Raw genomic sequence first — 17,090 nt, forward strand, 5'->3', positions numbered from 1 at the left:
GAGGAAGGTACGTCCTGAATAGACGAAATTTGTCGAAAGGCAAACGACCGAGCACGCCCATCTGCGGGCCTCGTCGGCGTCAGGGCGGACGCGTTTCGCACTGCACCACGGTCGCTTTGCGCTTCAAACGCGCCTTTGGCGAATTCAATCGGTTGATTCGCCATTTTCGGCTGAAAAACTTTTGACGCGATGCAAAAGTTTTCACCGGCAAACTTGACATTTGTGCAGTGCAATATTATGGTTTTCGTACAGTCACCTGTGACTGTAAATACCCTCCTTGGGTGTTTCCTCCCTAGACTTGACCGCGCCGTTGGCGCGGTTTTTTTTGAACCTCCCCTACAGAAAATACCAAGCGCCGCCGGCACCGTGCTGGACGCCACCCTTGTCTGTTCTTCCTGGTTTCTAGGAAAGGCTACTCGGCCGCCAGCGGCAGATAAGCGCCGTAGTCTTCGACGTGGCGGGCAAGCGAGCCGATGAAGGTCGTGAGGTCGGCAACCAGCGAACCGAAGCCGGGTTTGCGCACCAGCGTCGTTTCGTCGACATAGAGTGCCCGGTTGATCTCGATCTGCAGCGCGTGCAGCCCGCGCGTCGGCCGGCCGTAATGCTCGGTAATGAAGCCGCCGGCATAGGGCTTGTTGCGCACGACACTGTAGCCGAGTTGCTGCAGCAGATCGACGGCAGCACGCGAAAGCTCGCCGGCAGCACTGGTGCCGTATCGATCGCCGATGATGAAATCCGGTCGCTGGCCGCTGCCCGGCAGATGCACATTGCCCGGCATCGAATGGCAGTCGATCAACACCGACAGGCCGAACTGCACATGGGTGCGGGCGATCAGCTTGCGCAAGGTGGCGTGATAGGGCTTGTAGATCGTCTCGATCCGCGTCAGCGCATCCTCGACCGGGAACCGCCCGCGATAGATCTCCATGTTCTCGGCTACCAGCCGCGGGATCGTTCCGAGCCCACCTGCAACGCGCATCGAGCTGATGTTGGCATGCGGCGGCAGCGATCCCTCGAACATGCGCGGGTCGAGCTCGTAGGGCTCGCGGTTGACGTCGAGGAAGGCGCGCGGGAAATGTGCAAGCAGCAGCGGCGCGCCGAGGAACGTCGCGTTCTGGAACAGCTCGTCGACATAGTGGTCTTCCGACCGGCGAATCGAAAGCGCATCGAGCCTGGACTGGTCGAGGAAACTCTGGGGATAGGACCGACCGCTATGCGGCGAATTGAACACAAAGGGAATGCGCTGGATTGGAGGTTCAAGGACCTCGAACAGTTCCCTCTCCGCAACTTCCCCCATCTGAACCCTTTTTTACCATATGCGGTACTTGCAATTGTCATCATGTTGCCAGTTGGCCCGCTCTGTGTCCATAGTGGCCAATCACAGCATCCCGGGGAATTGACGTCCCGCGTTCACGAGATATTTACCGCGTTGCGGTTTGGATAAAACGCCGCAATCTACGCGCAATGAACTGAATAAAGAGAAGCACGGCCCAATTCATGACTGCGAAAATCCTTCTTGCCGAAGACGACAACGACATGCGCCGGTTCCTGGTGAAGGCGCTGGAAAAGGCCGGCTATAAGGTCATGTCCTATGACAACGGCGCCAGCGCTTACGACCGGCTTCGCGAAGAACCGTTCTCGCTCCTTTTGACCGACATCGTCATGCCCGAGATGGACGGCATCGAGCTGGCGCGCCGCGCGACGGAACTCGACCCGGACCTCAAGGTCATGTTCATCACCGGCTTTGCCGCGGTTGCGCTCAACCCGGACTCCAAGGCGCCGAAGGATGCCAAGGTGCTCTCCAAGCCCTTCCACCTGCGCGACCTTGTGGACGAGGTCAACAAGATGCTGGCTGCGGCCTGATCTAGACAGTTTTCCACAGGCGCGCCGTTCCGCGACTGTAAAGAATGCGACTTCGGACCGACCGCCGAGATCCACAGGGATCTCCGGCGGTCTTTTCGTTTCAATACCTTAGCGGAAACCCAGCAAATCCGGGCTCTCGTCCTCGTCGCATCGACGCCGTTCCCGTGGGGAAAATCGCCGCCTCTAAATTTCTGTCAAAAAACCTTCGAAAACCCTATTGACGCGGCAACGGCTTTTGTGGTCTATGCGCCACATCGGATGGGCGTGTAGCTCAGCGGGAGAGCACTACGTTGACATCGTAGGGGTCACAAGTTCGATCCTTGTCACGCCCACCATTCGAATTCAAAAGGCCTTTCGAGAAATCGAAAGGCCTTTTTCGATTCTCCTATTTCTTCCGGCCTTCAACTTGCGCACGACCCGATCGCAGCAGCAGCCTCGATCAAGGCGCTCCCCACCTCATTGCCCACAGCCGGCGCTCAGACTTTGGTCCGACAGGGGACAGCAAAGGTCCGGGGCGCATTGTCGAATCGGTTTCGTGGTGACTTGATGCCGATGCGCCCGGAAGCAAGCCCGCCTCCTGGACGCAACTGGTCCCAGGGCGATGCCCCGTAGCCCCAATACGCCGCTCTGGGACCCCGTTCCTCCTCAACATGACTGACACTGACTGCTGTCGCGGCTACCCGAGCCAAGGGTCGGTCTTCCGTCACGAAAATTTGTGGCTTGCGTCATGGAAGGCACGTCTTGTCGCCCTAATTTCGGGCTGCAATCTCAACGCTTTGCCAAGCGCCGAGCGCAAGGCTGAGCAAGCCACCGAACAGACGACGGGCAGCATCCTCGCACACCTCTCCAGGGACGAGTGTGTTGCCGAACCGAGCACCTCTCCATTCGAGCGAAAGGAACGGACCATGCCGGCAGTCAAGAATATCGTGCTTGTGCACGGCGCCTGGGGCGATGCCTCCCATTGGCGCCACGTGATCCCGCCGCTGCACGCCAAGGGCTACAGGATCGCGGCGGTGCAAAACCCGCTGACCTCGCTTGCCGACGACGTCGAGCGCACCCGCAAGCTGGCGGAATCGCTGGAAGGTCCGACACTGCTCGTCGGCCACTCCTATGGCGGCGCGGTGATCAGCGGCGCCGGCCACGCGTCCAACGTCGTCGGCCTGGTCTATGTCGCCGCTTTCGCGCCGGATGAGGGCGACAGCCTCGGCAGCATCTTCGCAAGGCGCGATCCGCCGTCCGGTGCCGCCAGCATCCGCCCCGACAAGGACGGCTTCCTCTGGCTGGCGCAGGATACGTTCCGTGAGAGTTTCGGCCAGGATCTGAGCGAGACCGAAGCTTTGGTCATGGCGGTCGCGCAGAAACCGATCGCCGGGCGTTGCTTCGAGGACAAGGCCGGGGCTCCCGCCTGGAAGACGAAACCCAGCTGGTACCAGGTCTCGCGCCACGACCACATGATCCCGCCGGAAACCGAACAATGGATGGCCGAGCGCATCAAGGCGAAGAAGATCATCACGCTCGACGCCAGCCACGCCTCCCTTGCCTCGCACGCCAAGGAAATCGTGGCGCTGATCGACGAGGCGATCGCCTCGCTCGGCTGAACGTCCGGAAGCGCAGCGTCCCGACAAGAGAAACCCCGTCGGCTCCGAGCCGACGGGGTTCCTTCTGTCTCGTTGGACGTCAGGCATAGGCGCCGCGCCGGCGCTGTCGCGTGGCCCTCGGCCCGCGCGAAAACGTATCGAGATCGATCGCCGCCCCTTCCGGTGCCCGGCACACCTCCTCCGGATGACGGTCGCTCGCCTCGACGGCGAAATGGATCGCGGCGCTCTCATTGGTAAAGAGGCCGCCGACGAGGCCCTTGCGGTCGGATACGACCCACCAGCCGTGCCGGTCGCGGCCGACGACGAAACGCGCCCGCGCGAGGAAACCACGGCGGATCTGCTGCATACTGCCCATGATCGAACAATCCTTGTTGAGGAAAAGACGGCTTAACCGGCGATCCACGGCAGTGCGGCCTGGATCCCGTAGGCAAGGCCGAGCACGATGGCGAGCCGGATGCCGATGCCGAGAAAGGCATCGCGAACGGCGCTGTCCTTGGGCGGAAGGTGCTCCGCGCGCTCGCTGCTTTCGATGCGCCGGCGCCCGGCAGCGCGCGCGGCAAGATGGGGAAAACGGGACATGGTCTTTCCTTTCGGGTGAGATGGATGCGGGCGCCGCCGCGGCAATTGGGCATGCAGAATCCGGGTGAGGACGTGCCGTCAGCCGGCGAGCGCGATGCGCACCCCGCGGCCGATCCGGGTGGAGGCTGGAAGCTCGGTCAGCGGTTCGAGCGCCGCGCGGATCTCCGCCGCCGTCTCCGGCGCCACCGCTGTCAGCGGCAGGCGCACCTCCGGGCTGAGCGCCCGCACCAGGTGCAGTGCGTATTTCACAGGTCCGGGATTGGTCTCGCGCTCCAGCGCCGCGAGCAGCGGCCGCAGGCGCTCATGAAGGGCGAGCGCCGCGGCGACATTTCCGGTCGTGACGGCCTGATGCATGGCGACCACCAGCCGCGGCACGACATTGGACGCCACCGAGATGGTGCCGTGACCGCCGCAGAGATTGAACGGCAGCGCCGTCTGGTCGTGACCCGAGAGCTGCTTGAGCCTGGCCTTCAGGGCCGGCGACGACGACAGGAAGCGGCCGACGTCGCCGGTGGCGTCCTTGATGCCGACGACATTTTGAAGCTCCGCCAGCCGCTCGATCGTCCGCGGGGCGAGATCGACCCCGGTGCGCGAGGGCACATTGTAGATGATGATGGGAAGGTCCACCGCCCGGGCAACCGCCTCGAAGTGGCGATAGAGCCCCTCCTGCGACGGCTTGCTGTAGTAGGGCGCAACGACGAGCGCCGCATCCGCGCCAAGCGTCCTTGCCTCCGCCGTCAGCTCGATCGTCGTCGCTGTGCTGTTGGTACCGGTTCCGGCGATAACCGGGATCTTGCGCTCCGCCACCTCGACGCAGCGCTCGATCACCAGCGCCCGCTCGGCACGCGACAGCGTCGGCGCTTCGCCGGTGGTGCCGCAGGCGACGATGCCGGAAATGCCGTGGCGGATCTGCCATTCGACGAGCGACATCAGCGCGACGACATCGACCTTGCCGTCCCGAAACGGCGTGACAAGCGCCGTAATCGCCCCTTCGAGGCGCAGCGAATTCATGTTCATGGAAATGTCCTTCAGGTGGGAAGTTGGCCGCGGCCGGCAGCGGCCGCAAGCTGATGAGCACGGCAGGAGCGCAGGAAGGCGCCAAGGATCGCCGCGGCAAGGTCGACATGTCGCGCCTTGAAGGTGATCCGGCCGGCGCCCGGTGGCTGATAGCGCAGCGCGCAGGTCCACAGGCCGAACTCATGATTGAGCGTTCGAAGGCACAGTTTCGCTTCGGTCGCCGACGTCAGCTGGATGACGGCATCGACCAGTGCATCGGCGGCCATCAGTTCACGGAACCGGCGCGACGGCCATTCTCCAGCAGCAAGATCCGGTAGGTCCGCAATCACCCGTACCGCCTCCCAGACATGGTGCTCGCGCAGGTGGCGAACGGCGGTCAGTCGAAGCATCAGCGCATCGAGCGCTTGCGCAACCGTTTCGCCGGTCAACTCCTGGTCCACATCGACCTCGCGCAGGGCCGGAAGAATATGACGACGGATGTTGAAATCCTGAAGAGACATGGCACGCATCCCTATTCGATGCGGCAAGGCTAGACCCGGCAGGCGTCCGGTTTCGATTGCGACTTCGGGCGCGCGGCATAAGATTTCCGTAAAGCGCTTAAGTGGGTGTTGTGGAAGACGCCGGCCGCGGTCTAGATTTGGTTTCCGAACAGGCGAAAGCCCGGCGCGACAGCGCGCGCGGCGTCGAAATAATCTGACGCAAAAGATGACGCGCACGCAATTTTGCGCTAGGTAGCCCATTCGGTGGCGATCAGGGATCGCCATTCCCGAGCAATACCCCTTGTCCGTGAAGGAACATGCCATGCCTGCCTATCGCTCACGTACCACCACCCACGGCCGTAACATGGCCGGCGCCCGCGGCCTCTGGCGCGCGACGGGCATGAAGGACAGCGATTTTGGCAAGCCGATTATTGCGGTGGTGAACTCGTTCACCCAGTTCGTGCCGGGCCACGTGCACCTCAAGGATCTTGGCCAGCTCGTCGCCCGCGAGATCGAGGCTGCCGGCGGCGTCGCCAAGGAATTCAACACCATCGCCGTCGACGACGGCATCGCCATGGGCCACGACGGCATGCTCTATTCGCTGCCCTCGCGCGAGATCATCGCCGATAGCGTCGAGTACATGGTCAACGCGCACTGCGCCGACGCCATGGTCTGCATCTCCAACTGCGACAAGATCACCCCCGGCATGCTGATGGCCGCACTTCGCCTCAACATCCCCGCCGTCTTCGTTTCCGGCGGCCCGATGGAAGCCGGCAAGGTCGTGCTGCACGGCAAGACGCACGCGCTCGACCTGGTCGACGCCATGGTCGCCGCAGCCGACGACAATGTTTCCGATGAAGACGTCAAGGTCATCGAGCGCTCCGCCTGCCCGACCTGCGGCTCCTGCTCCGGCATGTTCACGGCCAACTCGATGAACTGTCTGACCGAAGCCCTCGGCCTGTCGCTGCCCGGCAACGGCTCGACGCTCGCCACCCACGCCGACCGCAAGCGCCTGTTCGTCGAAGCCGGCCACCTGATCGTCGACATCACCCGCCGCCACTACGAGCAGGACGACAACAGCGTCCTGCCGCGCAACGTCGCCTCCAAGAAGGCGTTCGAGAATGCCATGGCGCTCGATATCGCCATGGGCGGCTCGACCAACACCGTGCTGCACATTCTGGCGGCCGCCCATGAGGGCGAGGTCGATTTCACCATGGCCGACATCGACCGCCTGTCGCGCAAGGTTCCGTGCCTGTCGAAGGTCGCGCCGGCGAAAAGCGACGTGCACATGGAAGACGTGCACCGTGCCGGCGGCATCATGTCGATCCTCGGCGAACTGGAAAAAGGCGGCCTCATCAACCGCGATTGCCCGACCGTACATAGCGCCACGATCGGCGACGCCATCGACCGCTGGGACATCACCCGCACGTCGAGCGAAACGGTCCGCAATTTCTTCCGCGCGGCACCGGGCGGCATCCCGACCCAGGTCGCGTTCAGCCAGGAAGCTCGCTGGGACGAACTCGACACCGACCGCGAAAAGGGCGTCATCCGCTCGGTCGAACATCCCTTCTCCAAGGATGGCGGCCTCGCCGTCTTGAAGGGCAACATCGCCATCGACGGCTGCATCGTGAAGACCGCGGGCGTCGACGAGAGCATCCTGAAGTTCTCAGGCCCTGCCCGCGTCTTTGAAAGCCAGGACGCGTCGGTCAAGGCGATCCTTGCCAACGAGATCAAGGCTGGCGACGTCGTCGTCATCCGCTATGAAGGCCCGAAGGGCGGCCCGGGCATGCAGGAAATGCTCTATCCGACGAGCTACCTGAAATCGAAGGGTCTCGGCAAAGCCTGCGCACTGATCACCGACGGCCGCTTCTCCGGTGGCACCTCGGGCCTGTCGATCGGCCACGTTTCGCCGGAAGCAGCCAATGGCGGCACGATCGGCCTGGTGCGCGAAGGCGACATGATCGACATCGACATCCCGAACCGCACGATCAGCCTGCGCGTCGACGAGGCGGAACTTGCCAAGCGCCGCACCGAGCAGGACGCCCAGGGCTGGAAGCCGACCGAACAGCGCAAGCGCAAGGTGACAACGGCGCTGAAGGCCTATGCGGCTTTCGCCACCTCCGCCGACCGTGGCGCCGTGCGCGACCTCGGCGAGCACTGACCAGCCGCGTTCTGGCAGCGCCCGAGCGGCGCAAGAAACAACGAAGGGCTCCCGCGCGGCGGGGGCCCTTTTCTTTGATCTCGTCCTAGGGATAGGCCCGGCTTTGCCGGACAGGAACCATCTGTTATTTTAGTTCACCCTAAAATCATACAGGTGGATCATGGCGGACGAGTCTGGATTGCTCGGCACCTGGAAGATGCTTTCCTGGACGCGCGAGGTCGTCGCCACTGGCGAGGTCAGCGATGCCATGGGCCCTGATCCCATCGGTTATCTCTCGTATTTTCCGGATGGCCGGATGACTGCCGTCGTGGTGAAGCGCGATCGGCCGCAGCTCAAAGGGCTCGTGCCCTCTCACGACGAAAAGGCGGCACTGTTTGATTCCATGCTCGCCTATTCCGGCTCCTATTCGCTCAAGGACGGCCGGATCATCCATCATGTCGAGGCAAGCTGGAACCCGGCCTGGGGCGTCTCCGACCTGATCCGCCCCTTCGTCCTGCAAGGCGATAAGCTGGTGATCTATGGTGCGCCGGGCGTGGACCCGGCAACCGGCGAGGAGGTCATCTACCACCTCGAATTTCGCAAGATGTGACCAGCTTGGCCACGGGCGTCAGAGGTGACGCGTCTCGGCCGGCGCGTGGAACCAGTTGTTGTTGCGCCCGTCCATGTACTGCACCGGTGCTTCGGCCAACACCGCGGGGTCGAGATCGTCGAGGCAGGCGACGTTGACGGAATAGTAGGCGCCGCCGATCTCCTCGATGTAGCCGTGACCGAAGGCGGCAACGCCGCAGGTCCGGCAGAAGCGGTGATGCACGCTGTTGCTGCCGAACTGGTAGTCGGCGATGTTCGCTTCGTCGCACTGCAGCCGGAAGGCGTCGGGCTTCACAACCACCCCCCAGTAGCGCCGATTCCAGCAAATCGAGCAGTTGCATTTGCCGGTGCCGGCATCGAGGTCGATATCGGCCTCATAGCGGATGTTTCCGCAATGGCAGCTTCCTTTGTGGGTCAGTTTCATAGCTGTCGCTCCTGCTCTCGGGCCGGTCAGCCCCCATATTGCCGCCCACCCGGCAGGCGATACGCCTGCCGGGTGAAGCTCATGCAATGCAAGTGCCATATTGACAACATATTGTCAATTATGGACCGGCACGCGTCAGAGATGACGGACTTCGGCGGGCGTTTGATCCCATCGGTCGTTCCGGCCATCCAGATATTGCACCGACACCTCGGCAAGGACCGATGGATCGACATCGTCCAGCGTGGCAACATTGACGCTGTAATAGGCGCCGCCGAGTTCCTCGACATAACCATGGCTATAGGAGGCGATGCCGCAGGCCGGGCAGAAGCGGTGGTTGCCCACCTTGGCGCCGAATTGATACCGGCCAACCTGGTCTTCCGGCGACAGGAGGCGAAAATCTTCCGGCTGGACCTGCGCACCCCAGTAGCGGGCCTTGCCACAGAACGAGCAATTGCATCGCGTCGTCCCGGCATCGAGATCGAAAGTCGCCTCGTATCTGAGCTTGCCGCAATGGCAACCGCCGCTGTAAGTCCTTCTCGCCATGCTCTCATCTCCCTTGCTAAAATGACTTGCTGAAACAACTGCATCATGACAACATGATGTCACATAAACATTCACACGACGCTGGTGCTGTCAACATGAAAGATCCTGATCGGACACCCGCCGGAGACGCCTTTGCGGAGTTCGCCATATCGGTATTGCGGCTGGCTGGCCCCTTGACGCAGGCCGGCGACGCGCTCGCCAAACCTTCCGGACAAACGAGCGCCCGCTGGCAGGTGCTGGCTGCGGCGAACCATGCGCCGATGTCGGTGGCCGATGCGGCACGCGCGCTCGGTCTAGCGCGCCAGGGGGTGCAGCGCATCGCCGATCTCCTGGAGGCCGAAGGACTGATCGCCTACAGGGACAACCCGACCCACCAGAGGGCGAAGCTCATGGTCCTGACCGCGGCGGGAGAAACGGCGCTGCACGATATCAAGGAGCGGCAGGCGGCCTGGGCGGATGGCCTGGGCGGCGCGCTCGGCGAAAGGCGGCTACGCCAGGCTTCCGCCTTGATCGCCGAGGTGATCGAGGTGCTCAGGGAGCGCCCCACGCCAGAGCCGTCCGAGGACTGACCGACTGCCGGTCAGGCCAGCCTTAGGAGATCCGCACGCAGGCGGTCCGGACCACCGTCCCCGAACACCGGATCGAGCGCCTCATGGAGCTCTCGCCAGATCGGCACGGCACGCGCCAGCAGCCCCTGCCCTTCCGGCGTCAGCCGCAATCGGCGCGACCGCCGGTCGTCGGCATCCGGGAAGCTTTCGACCAGGCCGCGCCGTTCCAGCGGCTTCAGCGCCGCCGTCAAGGTCGTCCGGTCCATGGCGAGAAGCGATGCCACCGAGCCCATGTTGGGTGGCGCCGGGCGGTTGAGCGACATCAGCAGAGAGAACTGTCCGTTGGTGATATCGAGCGGGCGCAGCCCCTCGTCGAACCGGCGGGCAAGGGCGCGCGCGGCACGCTGCACATGCAGGCAGAGGCAGGTGTCCTTCACATGCAGGGTGGTATCGAACGAAACGAGCGGCATTTTTGACATGACCGATTAATGTTGATATCAACGTAAATAGTCAAGTGCAACGTTGGAAGGAGGAACGGGCATGAGACAGGACCACGCAGTGGTATCGCCTGGAGAGTGGCTGAAGGCGCGCAGAGACCTGCTCGCGCTGGAAAAGGAACACACCCACGCACGCGACAAGGTCAATGCCGCCCGGCTGGCCTTGCCCTGGGTGAAGATGGAAAAGACCTACGTCTTCGATACGCCGGCGGGCCGCAGATCACTCCCCGAGCTTTTCGACGGCCGCAGCCAGCTCATGGTCTATCATTTCATGTTCGGCCCCACCTGGGAGGCCGGCTGCCCCGGCTGCTCGTTCCTGGTCGATCACTTCGCCGGCATGCTGCCGCACCTCAACCATCACGACGTCACGCTGGTCGCCGCATCGAACGCGCCGCTGGTCAAAATCGAAGCCTACAAGAAACGCATGGACTGGCATTTCCCCTGGGTCTCGGCGGAAGGCAACGGCTTCAACCATGACTTCCATGTGGCCTTTTCGGCAGACGAACTCGCCAGTGGCAAGGTCGGCTACAATTTCACCGACATCGAAAGCGCCAATGCGCATGAGGAACTGCCCGGTCTCAGCGCCTTCCAGAAGAGCGAGGACGGCACGGTCTACCACACCTATTCGTCCTATGCCCGCGGGCTCGAGGAACTGGTGGGCACACTGATGCTGCTCGACCGCGCGCCGAAGGGCCGCAACGAAGACGGTACGATGGACTTCGTCCGGCGCCACGACGAATACGACCGGGAACCGGGCCGCAAGGCGGGCTGACCTTCGCATCCGCAGCGGGCGGAACTTTTCGCCCGCGAAATCGTTTTGAGAACGCTCGCCTGCCGGGCCGATTGCCTGTGCCCGGACGAACCCTGTGCCCAACAAGGAAATCCCGTGAGAGCAGAACCGGAAGAACCGCACCGCTGGCTTGAGCAATTGCTAGGCGACTGGCACGTTCGGACGGCCGGATCCGATGGCGAGCCCGACGGCAGCGGCCCCTGGACCGAACATGTCCGGTCGCTCGAGGGCCTCTGGATCGTCTGCGAAGGTCAGGGAACGATGCCGGGTGGCAGTTTCGGCCAGACGTTGATGACGCTCGGCTTCAATCCGCAGACCGGGCGTTACGTCGGCACATGGATCGGATCGATGATGAAGCACATGTGGATCTATGACGGCGAACTGGACGCGGCCGGCACGTCCCTCTCCCTCTCCTGCGAAGGGCCGGATTTCGAGACCCCCGACCGGACCGCGCGTTACCGTGATGTCATCACGCTTGACGGTCCATCCCGGCGGCTACTGACGGCGCAGATGCAGACAGCGGACGGACGCTGGAAAGATTTGATGACCGCGGAGTACCTGCGCCGGGATTGAAAGCGACGCTGGCGGCCGGCCTTCGGCTTTCCGGTCACACATCCGGTCGGATTGACCCGGCGACAGTTCATTCGAACAGGCAACCAAGCGGCGCGAAATACGCCGCGCCAAGGCAATCGGAGGAAGGCAATGGCAGATCACGGCAAATTCGTTTGGTACGAGCTGATGACAACCGACATGGCGGCCGCCGAAACGTTCTACAAGGATGTCGTCGGGTGGAGTGCGGCCGATTCCGGCATGGCCGGCATCAGCTACACCCTGTTCAACGTCGGCGAGATTCCGGTGGCCGGCCTGATGACCATGCCGGAAGGCGCGCTTGAAATGAACGTGCCACCCGCCTGGCTCGGTTACATCGGCGTCGACGATGTCGATGCGATCGCCGCCAGCATCGCCGCCAAGGGCGGCAAGGTGCACCGGGCGCCGGACGATATCCCCGGCATCGGGCGTTTCGCCGTCGTCACCGATCCGCACGGCGCGGTGTTCTCGGTCTTCAAGGGGACGGGCGATCCACCGCCGGTCACCGACCCGATGGCTCCCGGATTGATCGGCTGGCACGAGCTTGCCTCCGGCGACCTCGACACTGCCTTTCCCTTCTATTCCGAACTCTTCGGCTGGACCAAGGACCAGGGCATGGACATGGGCGAGATGGGCATCTACCAGATCTTCGCCCATGGCGGCGCCCCGATCGGCGGGATGATGACCAAGCCGAAGGAAGTGCCCGCGCCCTATTGGCTCTACTACATCAACGTGCCGGCCATCGATGCCGCCATCGAACGCATCAAGGCTGGCGGCGGCAAGATCGTGCTGGAGCCGATGGAAGTCCCTGGAGGGGCCTGGATTGTTCAGGCGCTCGACCCGCAAGGCGCCCTCTTCGCACTGGTCGGGCCGAGGCGCTGAGACTGGTGCATGTCTCCTTAAATCCTCGTCGATTTAAGGCAAAAGACACGCAGCAGATTAAAGTGCCACGGCGACCTTTGAGGATTTGATATGAGGGGAGGCACTCCAGCCGCAGCACAGATCACGTTGCCGTGAAGAGTTACAGAAGTAAAATCACGGCAGACCAAGTCCAGGCCCGCTTTCAGCAAGAAAACGGGCCTGTTTTATTGCGATCATGGATCGGAAAGCGAACACCGAGGCCACCAAAGCCGTGGCCTGCCCTGCGCCGGACGCATCCCTCGGTTGCGGATTAGCCCCTAGTATTTCAGGGTATTTCAAGCTTATTTAACATCTTATACGATAACAGGGGCGACAAGCACACTGATTTCGGATGGGTTTCTTGTCGGGCGACAAGAATTTGTCGTGACTGTCGAGACGACGAGCGGCGACATGAGTGGAGCAACTTCGCGCAGATGAGCAATAAGGGCAGCAGCTATGCGTCCCCTCAGATGGGCGTCGGGGAAGCACGCACGGCCAAGGCCCTGCGACGCAAGCTCCAATGGCTGGTGGCCATCGTCGTTGCCTGCACGGGCATTCTTGCGACCGAAATCATCGCCGCGTCCTACAGCGATTTCGTCATCGCGCGCCGCAATCTGACGGAAGTCATGGCCTTTTGCCGCGTCCTCGACGCCGCGAACTACCTCTCTGCCGAACGTGGTCCGTCGAACGGCATGCTCGGCCTCGGCGTGGCGCCCGGGTCCACCGTCCAGGCGCGGCTGGCGGAGTTTCGTACCCGCAGCGACGCGGCACTCGCCGAGATCACCGCCGACATCGACAATGCCAGTCGTTCCGAACCGGCCGGCGCACTCTCGCCCATCCTGGTCGAGGTGCACCGTCGGTTGATGCTTGCGCGTGCGGAAGTCGATCGCATTGCGGCCCTTCCGCCGGAAGAGCGGAACCTGGCCGAAATCGAAGGGTCGATCGAGGCCATGTTCGGCGTGATCGATGCGCTCCGCCCCGCGATCGACTGGAACATTCAGCGCCTGACCAATACGGACCCGAACCTTGCGGGCATTGCTCTTGCGGCCCAGATGCTCGCCAATCTGCGTGAAGACGGTGGTCGCCTCGGCTCGCAGGTCATGGCGCCCGTTGCCGTCGGCAAGCCGCTCGCGATCAAGAACCTGGCCGACAGCGAACGCACACGCGGCAGGCTGCAGGAGGTCTGGGCGATCGTCGGCAAGCCGGGCGCGCTTCCTGGCCTCGATCCGGCGAAGATCGGCGATCTCGCCAAGATCGACCGCGAATTCTTCGGCGAAGGTCTTGCGATCATCGACAACATCGTCGCCGTCGGCAAACGCTCGGGCAACTACCCGCTGACCGCCGAACAGCTCACCGACATTTTCGTCCCGAAGATGAAACCGCTTGAAGATCTGCGTCGCGCCTTCATGGATTCGACCGTCGAGCGCCTGTCGGCCAACAAGACGCGCGCGTCGATCAAGCTCGCCGTCGCGAGCCTTGCGACCTTCTCGCTTTTCCTGGTGCTCCTGGTGTTGATGCGCCGCGCCCGCTCGCTGGTCTTCGAACCGCTGCTCCTTGCGCGCCACAGCATCATCGAGCTTGCCAACGACCGCCCGATCCCGCGCCTCCAGGGCAAGGGCGGAGAAGGCGAAATGGGGCGCCTGTTCGATGCGATCGACATCCTGCGCCAGCGCCTCGACGAGCGCACCCTGCTGATGCAGCATCTCGAGCGCCAGGCGGAAACGGACGAATTGACCGGCCTGCTCAATCGGCGCGCACTGGAGCTGATCGGCGGCGCGGAAGACACGGACGGCAAGGATCAGGACGCCTGTCTGATCCTGATGGATATCGACCATTTCAAGCAGATCAACGATACCCACGGCCACCTGATCGGCGACATCGTGCTTCAGGAAACCGCACGCATCATCCGCAATTCCGTGCGCAATTCCGATCTCGTCGCCCGTTTCGGTGGGGAGGAGTTCGCCGTGATCACGCCCGGCGACAGCATCGAATCCGCCCTTGCCCTTGCCGAAAGGATCAGGGTCAACCTCGCACGCGAAACGATCGTCATTGCCGACGGACAGAAGCTGAATGTTACCGCCAGCTTCGGCGTGGCCGAAGGCCGGAGCGCGGACGGTGGCTGGAAGCACCTGATCGAACTTGCCGATACGGAACTCTATCGCGCCAAGTCCGAAGGCCGAAATCGCGTCTGCGGCCAGCCAGACGAAGCCGCGCACTCGCCGTTCAAGGCGATGAAATCCGCGCGCGCTTAGCCAGGAAATCGAGCACCACCCGCACACGCGCCGGCAGGGCTCCACCCTGCCCGTGGAACACCGCATGAAAGGCCTCGATGTCGCCCGGGTTCAAATGCTCGGCAACCGCCGTCAGCCGGCCGCAACGGATATCCTCCTTGACCGTAAACGTCGGCAGTCGCGCCAGGCCGACAGCGGCGAGCGCAAGCTGGCGCAAGCCCTCGCCGTCACTCACGCGGACCTGCTCCGTCGGTGCCAGCTTAATCGGCTCCCCGTTCGACAGGAGTGGCCAGCCATCGATCGAACGGGCGTAGCTATGGCTCAGCCTGTTCATCGCTTCGAGATCCTCAACACTCTCGGGCGTGCCGAACCGTTGAAGATAGGACGGCGCGCCGACGATCGTCATAGACGTGCTGCCGAGCTTGCGGGCGATCAGGCTTGAAGACTTCAGCGGACCGGCGCGCACGGCGATGTCGGCCCGCTCCGCCATCAGGTCGACCACGGCGTCGGTCTGCAAGATGTCGAGCGAGACAGACGGGAAGGCCGAAAGAAAATCCGGCAGCACCGGCATCAGCACATGCACCGCAAAGGATGCGCTGACGTTCAGACGCACGCGGCCCTCCGGCGTCTCGCCTGAACCCGCCTCGCGCTCCGCCTCGTCGATATCGGCAAGGATGCGCACCGCCCGCTCGTAGAAGGCGCAGCCCTCCGCCGTCAGCTGCAACCGCCGCGTCGAGCGGTTGACGAGCCGGACGCCAAGCCTTTCTTCAAGCCGCTGGACGAGCTTGCTGACGGCCGACGGCGTCATACAGCAGACCTTTGCGGCGGCCGAAAAACCGCCGAGTTCCACCGCCTTGGCGAAAACCGCCATCTCCCCCGAACGATTGATCGATAAGCGCGACATGTGACTTCAACTCACAAATGATGTTCTTTCATCATGTCTACATCGCAAATCGCAACGACACCACCTTCCCCTCGTGGGCGAGCGGACATCCGGTCTCGCAAAGACAAATCCAACGAGGAGTTTGACGACATGGAATACAGACGGCTTGGATCATCGGGACTGAAAGTGCCTGCCTTGAGCTTTGGCGCCGGCACGTTCGGCGGCAAGGGGCCGCTCTTCAGCGCCTGGGGCAACAGCGACGCCGCGGAAGCCAGGCGGCTGATCGACATCTCGCTCGAGGCCGGCGTCAACCTCTTCGACACCGCCGACGTTTATTCCGACGGCGCATCCGAGAGCGTGCTTGGTGCAGCCATCAAGGGCCGGCGCGATGCCGTGCTCCTCTCCACCAAGATGGCATTGCCGATGGGCGACGGCCCGAATGACGCTGGCACGTCGCGCACGCGCCTCGTCAAGGGCGTCGACGATGCCTTGAAGCGGCTCGGCACCGACTACATCGACCTTTTGCAACTGCACGCCTTCGACGCGGGAACGCCGGTCGAGGAGGTGCTCTCTACCCTCGACGGTCTCGTTACCGCCGGCAAGCTGCGCTACGTCGGCGCCTCAAACTTCGCCGGCTGGCAGCTGATGAAATCGCTGGCGGCGTCGGAGAAGCACGGCCTCGTGCGCCATGTCGCCCACCAGGTCTACTATTCGCTTGTCGGACGCGACTACGAGTGGGAACTGATGCCGCTTGGCGCCGACCAGGGTGTCGGCGCGCTGGTCTGGAGCCCGCTCGGCTGGGGGCGCCTGACCGGCAAGATCCGGCGTGGGCAGCCGTGGCCGGAAGGAAGCCGCCTGCATGACACAGCCGCCTTCGGCCCGCCGGTCGATGACGAAAAGCTCTACGATGTCGTCGACGTGCTCGACCAGCTTGCGGAGGAAACCGGCAGGACGATCCCGCAGATCGCCATCAACTGGCTGCTGCAGCGCCCGACGGTCTCGAGCGTCATCATCGGCGCCCGCAACGAGGAGCAGCTTCGCCAGAACCTCGGCGCCGTCGGCTGGTCGTTGTCGCGGGAACAGATCGCCCGGCTCGACGCGGCGAGCAACACGACTCCGGCCTACCCCTACTTCCCCTACTACCGCCAGGAGGGTTTCGCGCGGATCAATCCGCCGATCGTCTGATCGTCAGGCAACCGCTTTCGCACGCCCCGCACTGGCGTGCGAAAGCACTGCGCTGCCTCGATTTTCCAGGCACGCTTTCGCGCTTGCATTCTCGATTTGCATTGCACAAACTTCGTCGCGATGGGGGCACCAGACCTCCCACAACAGCGCCGCGCGCCGAAGGCGCGCTAAGGCCGCTGTCGCACTTAGAAGGGCAGCATGTTTTGGTCCTTAAATCGA

19 protein-coding genes and 1 tRNA gene are annotated in these 17,090 nt (G+C 63.2%); 11 read left to right on the forward strand and 9 right to left on the reverse strand.

Going from position 1 to position 17,090, the window contains the following annotated elements:
* Positions 1-412 precede the first annotated feature (412 nt).
* Complete coding sequence (locus ACIQUG_RS28135; RefSeq protein ID WP_402325521.1) at positions 413-1,294, reverse strand: N-formylglutamate amidohydrolase; 882 nt, start codon at positions 1,292-1,294, stop codon at positions 413-415.
* A gap of 200 nt (positions 1,295-1,494) precedes the next feature.
* Here ACIQUG_RS28135 and cpdR1 point away from each other — a divergent pair, with 200 nt between their 5' ends.
* The 3 genes from cpdR1 to ACIQUG_RS28150 all read left to right on the forward strand — a co-directional run bounded on the left by cpdR1 (position 1,495) and on the right by ACIQUG_RS28150 (position 3,458).
* Entirely contained in the window at positions 1,495-1,860 is a 366-nt protein-coding gene (gene cpdR1, locus ACIQUG_RS28140) for a response regulator CpdR1 (protein WP_034786813.1), read from the forward strand.
* A 260-nt stretch (positions 1,861-2,120) separates the two neighbouring features.
* A tRNA-Val gene (locus ACIQUG_RS28145) sits at positions 2,121-2,195 on the forward strand.
* 570 nt (positions 2,196-2,765) lie between these two features.
* Entirely contained in the window at positions 2,766-3,458 is a 693-nt protein-coding gene (locus tag ACIQUG_RS28150; RefSeq protein ID WP_402325523.1) for an alpha/beta fold hydrolase, read from the forward strand.
* A gap of 79 nt (positions 3,459-3,537) precedes the next feature.
* Here ACIQUG_RS28150 and ACIQUG_RS28155 read toward each other — a convergent pair whose 3' ends face one another.
* From ACIQUG_RS28155 to ACIQUG_RS28170, 4 genes are all read right to left on the reverse strand, one after another.
* A complete protein-coding gene (locus ACIQUG_RS28155) occupies positions 3,538-3,813 on the reverse strand; it encodes a hypothetical protein (protein ID WP_402325525.1) in 276 nt (91 codons plus the stop codon).
* Positions 3,814-3,845: 32 nt separating this feature from the next.
* Entirely contained in the window at positions 3,846-4,037 is a 192-nt protein-coding gene (locus tag ACIQUG_RS28160; protein WP_402325526.1) for a hypothetical protein, read from the reverse strand.
* A gap of 78 nt (positions 4,038-4,115) precedes the next feature.
* Complete coding sequence (gene dapA / locus ACIQUG_RS28165; RefSeq protein ID WP_402325529.1) at positions 4,116-5,054, reverse strand: 4-hydroxy-tetrahydrodipicolinate synthase; 939 nt, start codon at positions 5,052-5,054, stop codon at positions 4,116-4,118.
* Positions 5,055-5,065: 11 nt separating this feature from the next.
* On the reverse strand, positions 5,066-5,554 hold the full coding sequence (locus ACIQUG_RS28170; protein ID WP_402325531.1) for a hypothetical protein: 489 nt from the start codon (positions 5,552-5,554) through the stop codon (positions 5,066-5,068).
* 301 nt (positions 5,555-5,855) lie between these two features.
* On the opposite strand from ACIQUG_RS28170, the gene ilvD reads away from it, so the two are divergent.
* The gene (gene ilvD, locus ACIQUG_RS28175; RefSeq protein WP_205237774.1) at positions 5,856-7,694 is read left to right on the forward strand and encodes a dihydroxy-acid dehydratase; all 1,839 of its coding nucleotides are present in this window, start codon (positions 5,856-5,858) and stop codon (positions 7,692-7,694) included.
* A gap of 160 nt (positions 7,695-7,854) precedes the next feature.
* Positions 7,855-8,283: a lipocalin-like domain-containing protein gene (locus tag ACIQUG_RS28180; RefSeq protein WP_077959723.1), complete on the forward strand. Its 429-nt coding sequence runs from the start codon at positions 7,855-7,857 to the stop codon at positions 8,281-8,283.
* Positions 8,284-8,301: 18 nt separating this feature from the next.
* Here the strand turns inward: ACIQUG_RS28180 and ACIQUG_RS28185 are convergent, their stop codons facing one another.
* Both ACIQUG_RS28185 and ACIQUG_RS28190 read right to left on the reverse strand, forming a co-directional pair.
* Positions 8,302-8,706 carry a GFA family protein gene (locus ACIQUG_RS28185; protein ID WP_402325534.1) on the reverse strand — a complete coding sequence of 135 codons (405 nt, stop codon included), beginning with the start codon at positions 8,704-8,706 and terminating at the stop codon, positions 8,302-8,304.
* A gap of 135 nt (positions 8,707-8,841) precedes the next feature.
* A complete protein-coding gene (locus tag ACIQUG_RS28190) occupies positions 8,842-9,249 on the reverse strand; it encodes a GFA family protein (RefSeq protein WP_402325535.1) in 408 nt (135 codons plus the stop codon).
* Between the two features lie 95 nt (positions 9,250-9,344).
* On the opposite strand from ACIQUG_RS28190, the gene ACIQUG_RS28195 reads away from it, so the two are divergent.
* Positions 9,345-9,818: a MarR family winged helix-turn-helix transcriptional regulator gene (locus ACIQUG_RS28195; RefSeq protein WP_402325537.1), complete on the forward strand. Its 474-nt coding sequence runs from the start codon at positions 9,345-9,347 to the stop codon at positions 9,816-9,818.
* Positions 9,819-9,829: 11 nt separating this feature from the next.
* On the opposite strand, the gene ACIQUG_RS28200 is transcribed toward ACIQUG_RS28195, so the two are convergent.
* The gene (locus tag ACIQUG_RS28200) at positions 9,830-10,276 is read right to left on the reverse strand and encodes a MarR family winged helix-turn-helix transcriptional regulator (RefSeq protein ID WP_402325539.1); all 447 of its coding nucleotides are present in this window, start codon (positions 10,274-10,276) and stop codon (positions 9,830-9,832) included.
* Between the two features lie 61 nt (positions 10,277-10,337).
* Here ACIQUG_RS28200 and ACIQUG_RS28205 point away from each other — a divergent pair, with 61 nt between their 5' ends.
* From ACIQUG_RS28205 to ACIQUG_RS28220, 4 genes are all read left to right on the forward strand, one after another.
* Positions 10,338-11,066, forward strand: coding sequence for a DUF899 domain-containing protein (locus ACIQUG_RS28205; protein ID WP_402325544.1), 729 nt, complete (start codon positions 10,338-10,340; stop codon positions 11,064-11,066).
* A 114-nt stretch (positions 11,067-11,180) separates the two neighbouring features.
* Positions 11,181-11,657, forward strand: coding sequence for a DUF1579 domain-containing protein (locus tag ACIQUG_RS28210; RefSeq protein ID WP_043610693.1), 477 nt, complete (start codon positions 11,181-11,183; stop codon positions 11,655-11,657).
* 129 nt (positions 11,658-11,786) lie between these two features.
* Positions 11,787-12,554 carry a VOC family protein gene (locus ACIQUG_RS28215; RefSeq protein WP_402325546.1) on the forward strand — a complete coding sequence of 256 codons (768 nt, stop codon included), beginning with the start codon at positions 11,787-11,789 and terminating at the stop codon, positions 12,552-12,554.
* A gap of 452 nt (positions 12,555-13,006) precedes the next feature.
* Complete coding sequence (locus ACIQUG_RS28220; protein ID WP_402325548.1) at positions 13,007-14,824, forward strand: GGDEF domain-containing protein; 1,818 nt, start codon at positions 13,007-13,009, stop codon at positions 14,822-14,824.
* Here ACIQUG_RS28220 and ACIQUG_RS28225 read toward each other — a convergent pair.
* Entirely contained in the window at positions 14,796-15,707 is a 912-nt protein-coding gene (locus ACIQUG_RS28225) for a LysR family transcriptional regulator (RefSeq protein WP_402325550.1), read from the reverse strand. The two genes, ACIQUG_RS28220 and ACIQUG_RS28225, sit on opposite strands and share 29 nt — an antisense overlap.
* 129 nt (positions 15,708-15,836) lie before the next feature.
* On the opposite strand from ACIQUG_RS28225, the gene ACIQUG_RS28230 reads away from it, so the two are divergent.
* On the forward strand, positions 15,837-16,871 hold the full coding sequence (locus tag ACIQUG_RS28230; RefSeq protein ID WP_402325552.1) for an aldo/keto reductase: 1,035 nt from the start codon (positions 15,837-15,839) through the stop codon (positions 16,869-16,871).
* Positions 16,872-17,090: the final 219 nt, after the last annotated feature.

The sequence above is a fragment of the Ensifer sp. NPDC090286 genome, assembly GCF_044769565.1.
Classification (GTDB): Bacteria; Pseudomonadota; Alphaproteobacteria; order Rhizobiales; family Rhizobiaceae; genus Ensifer.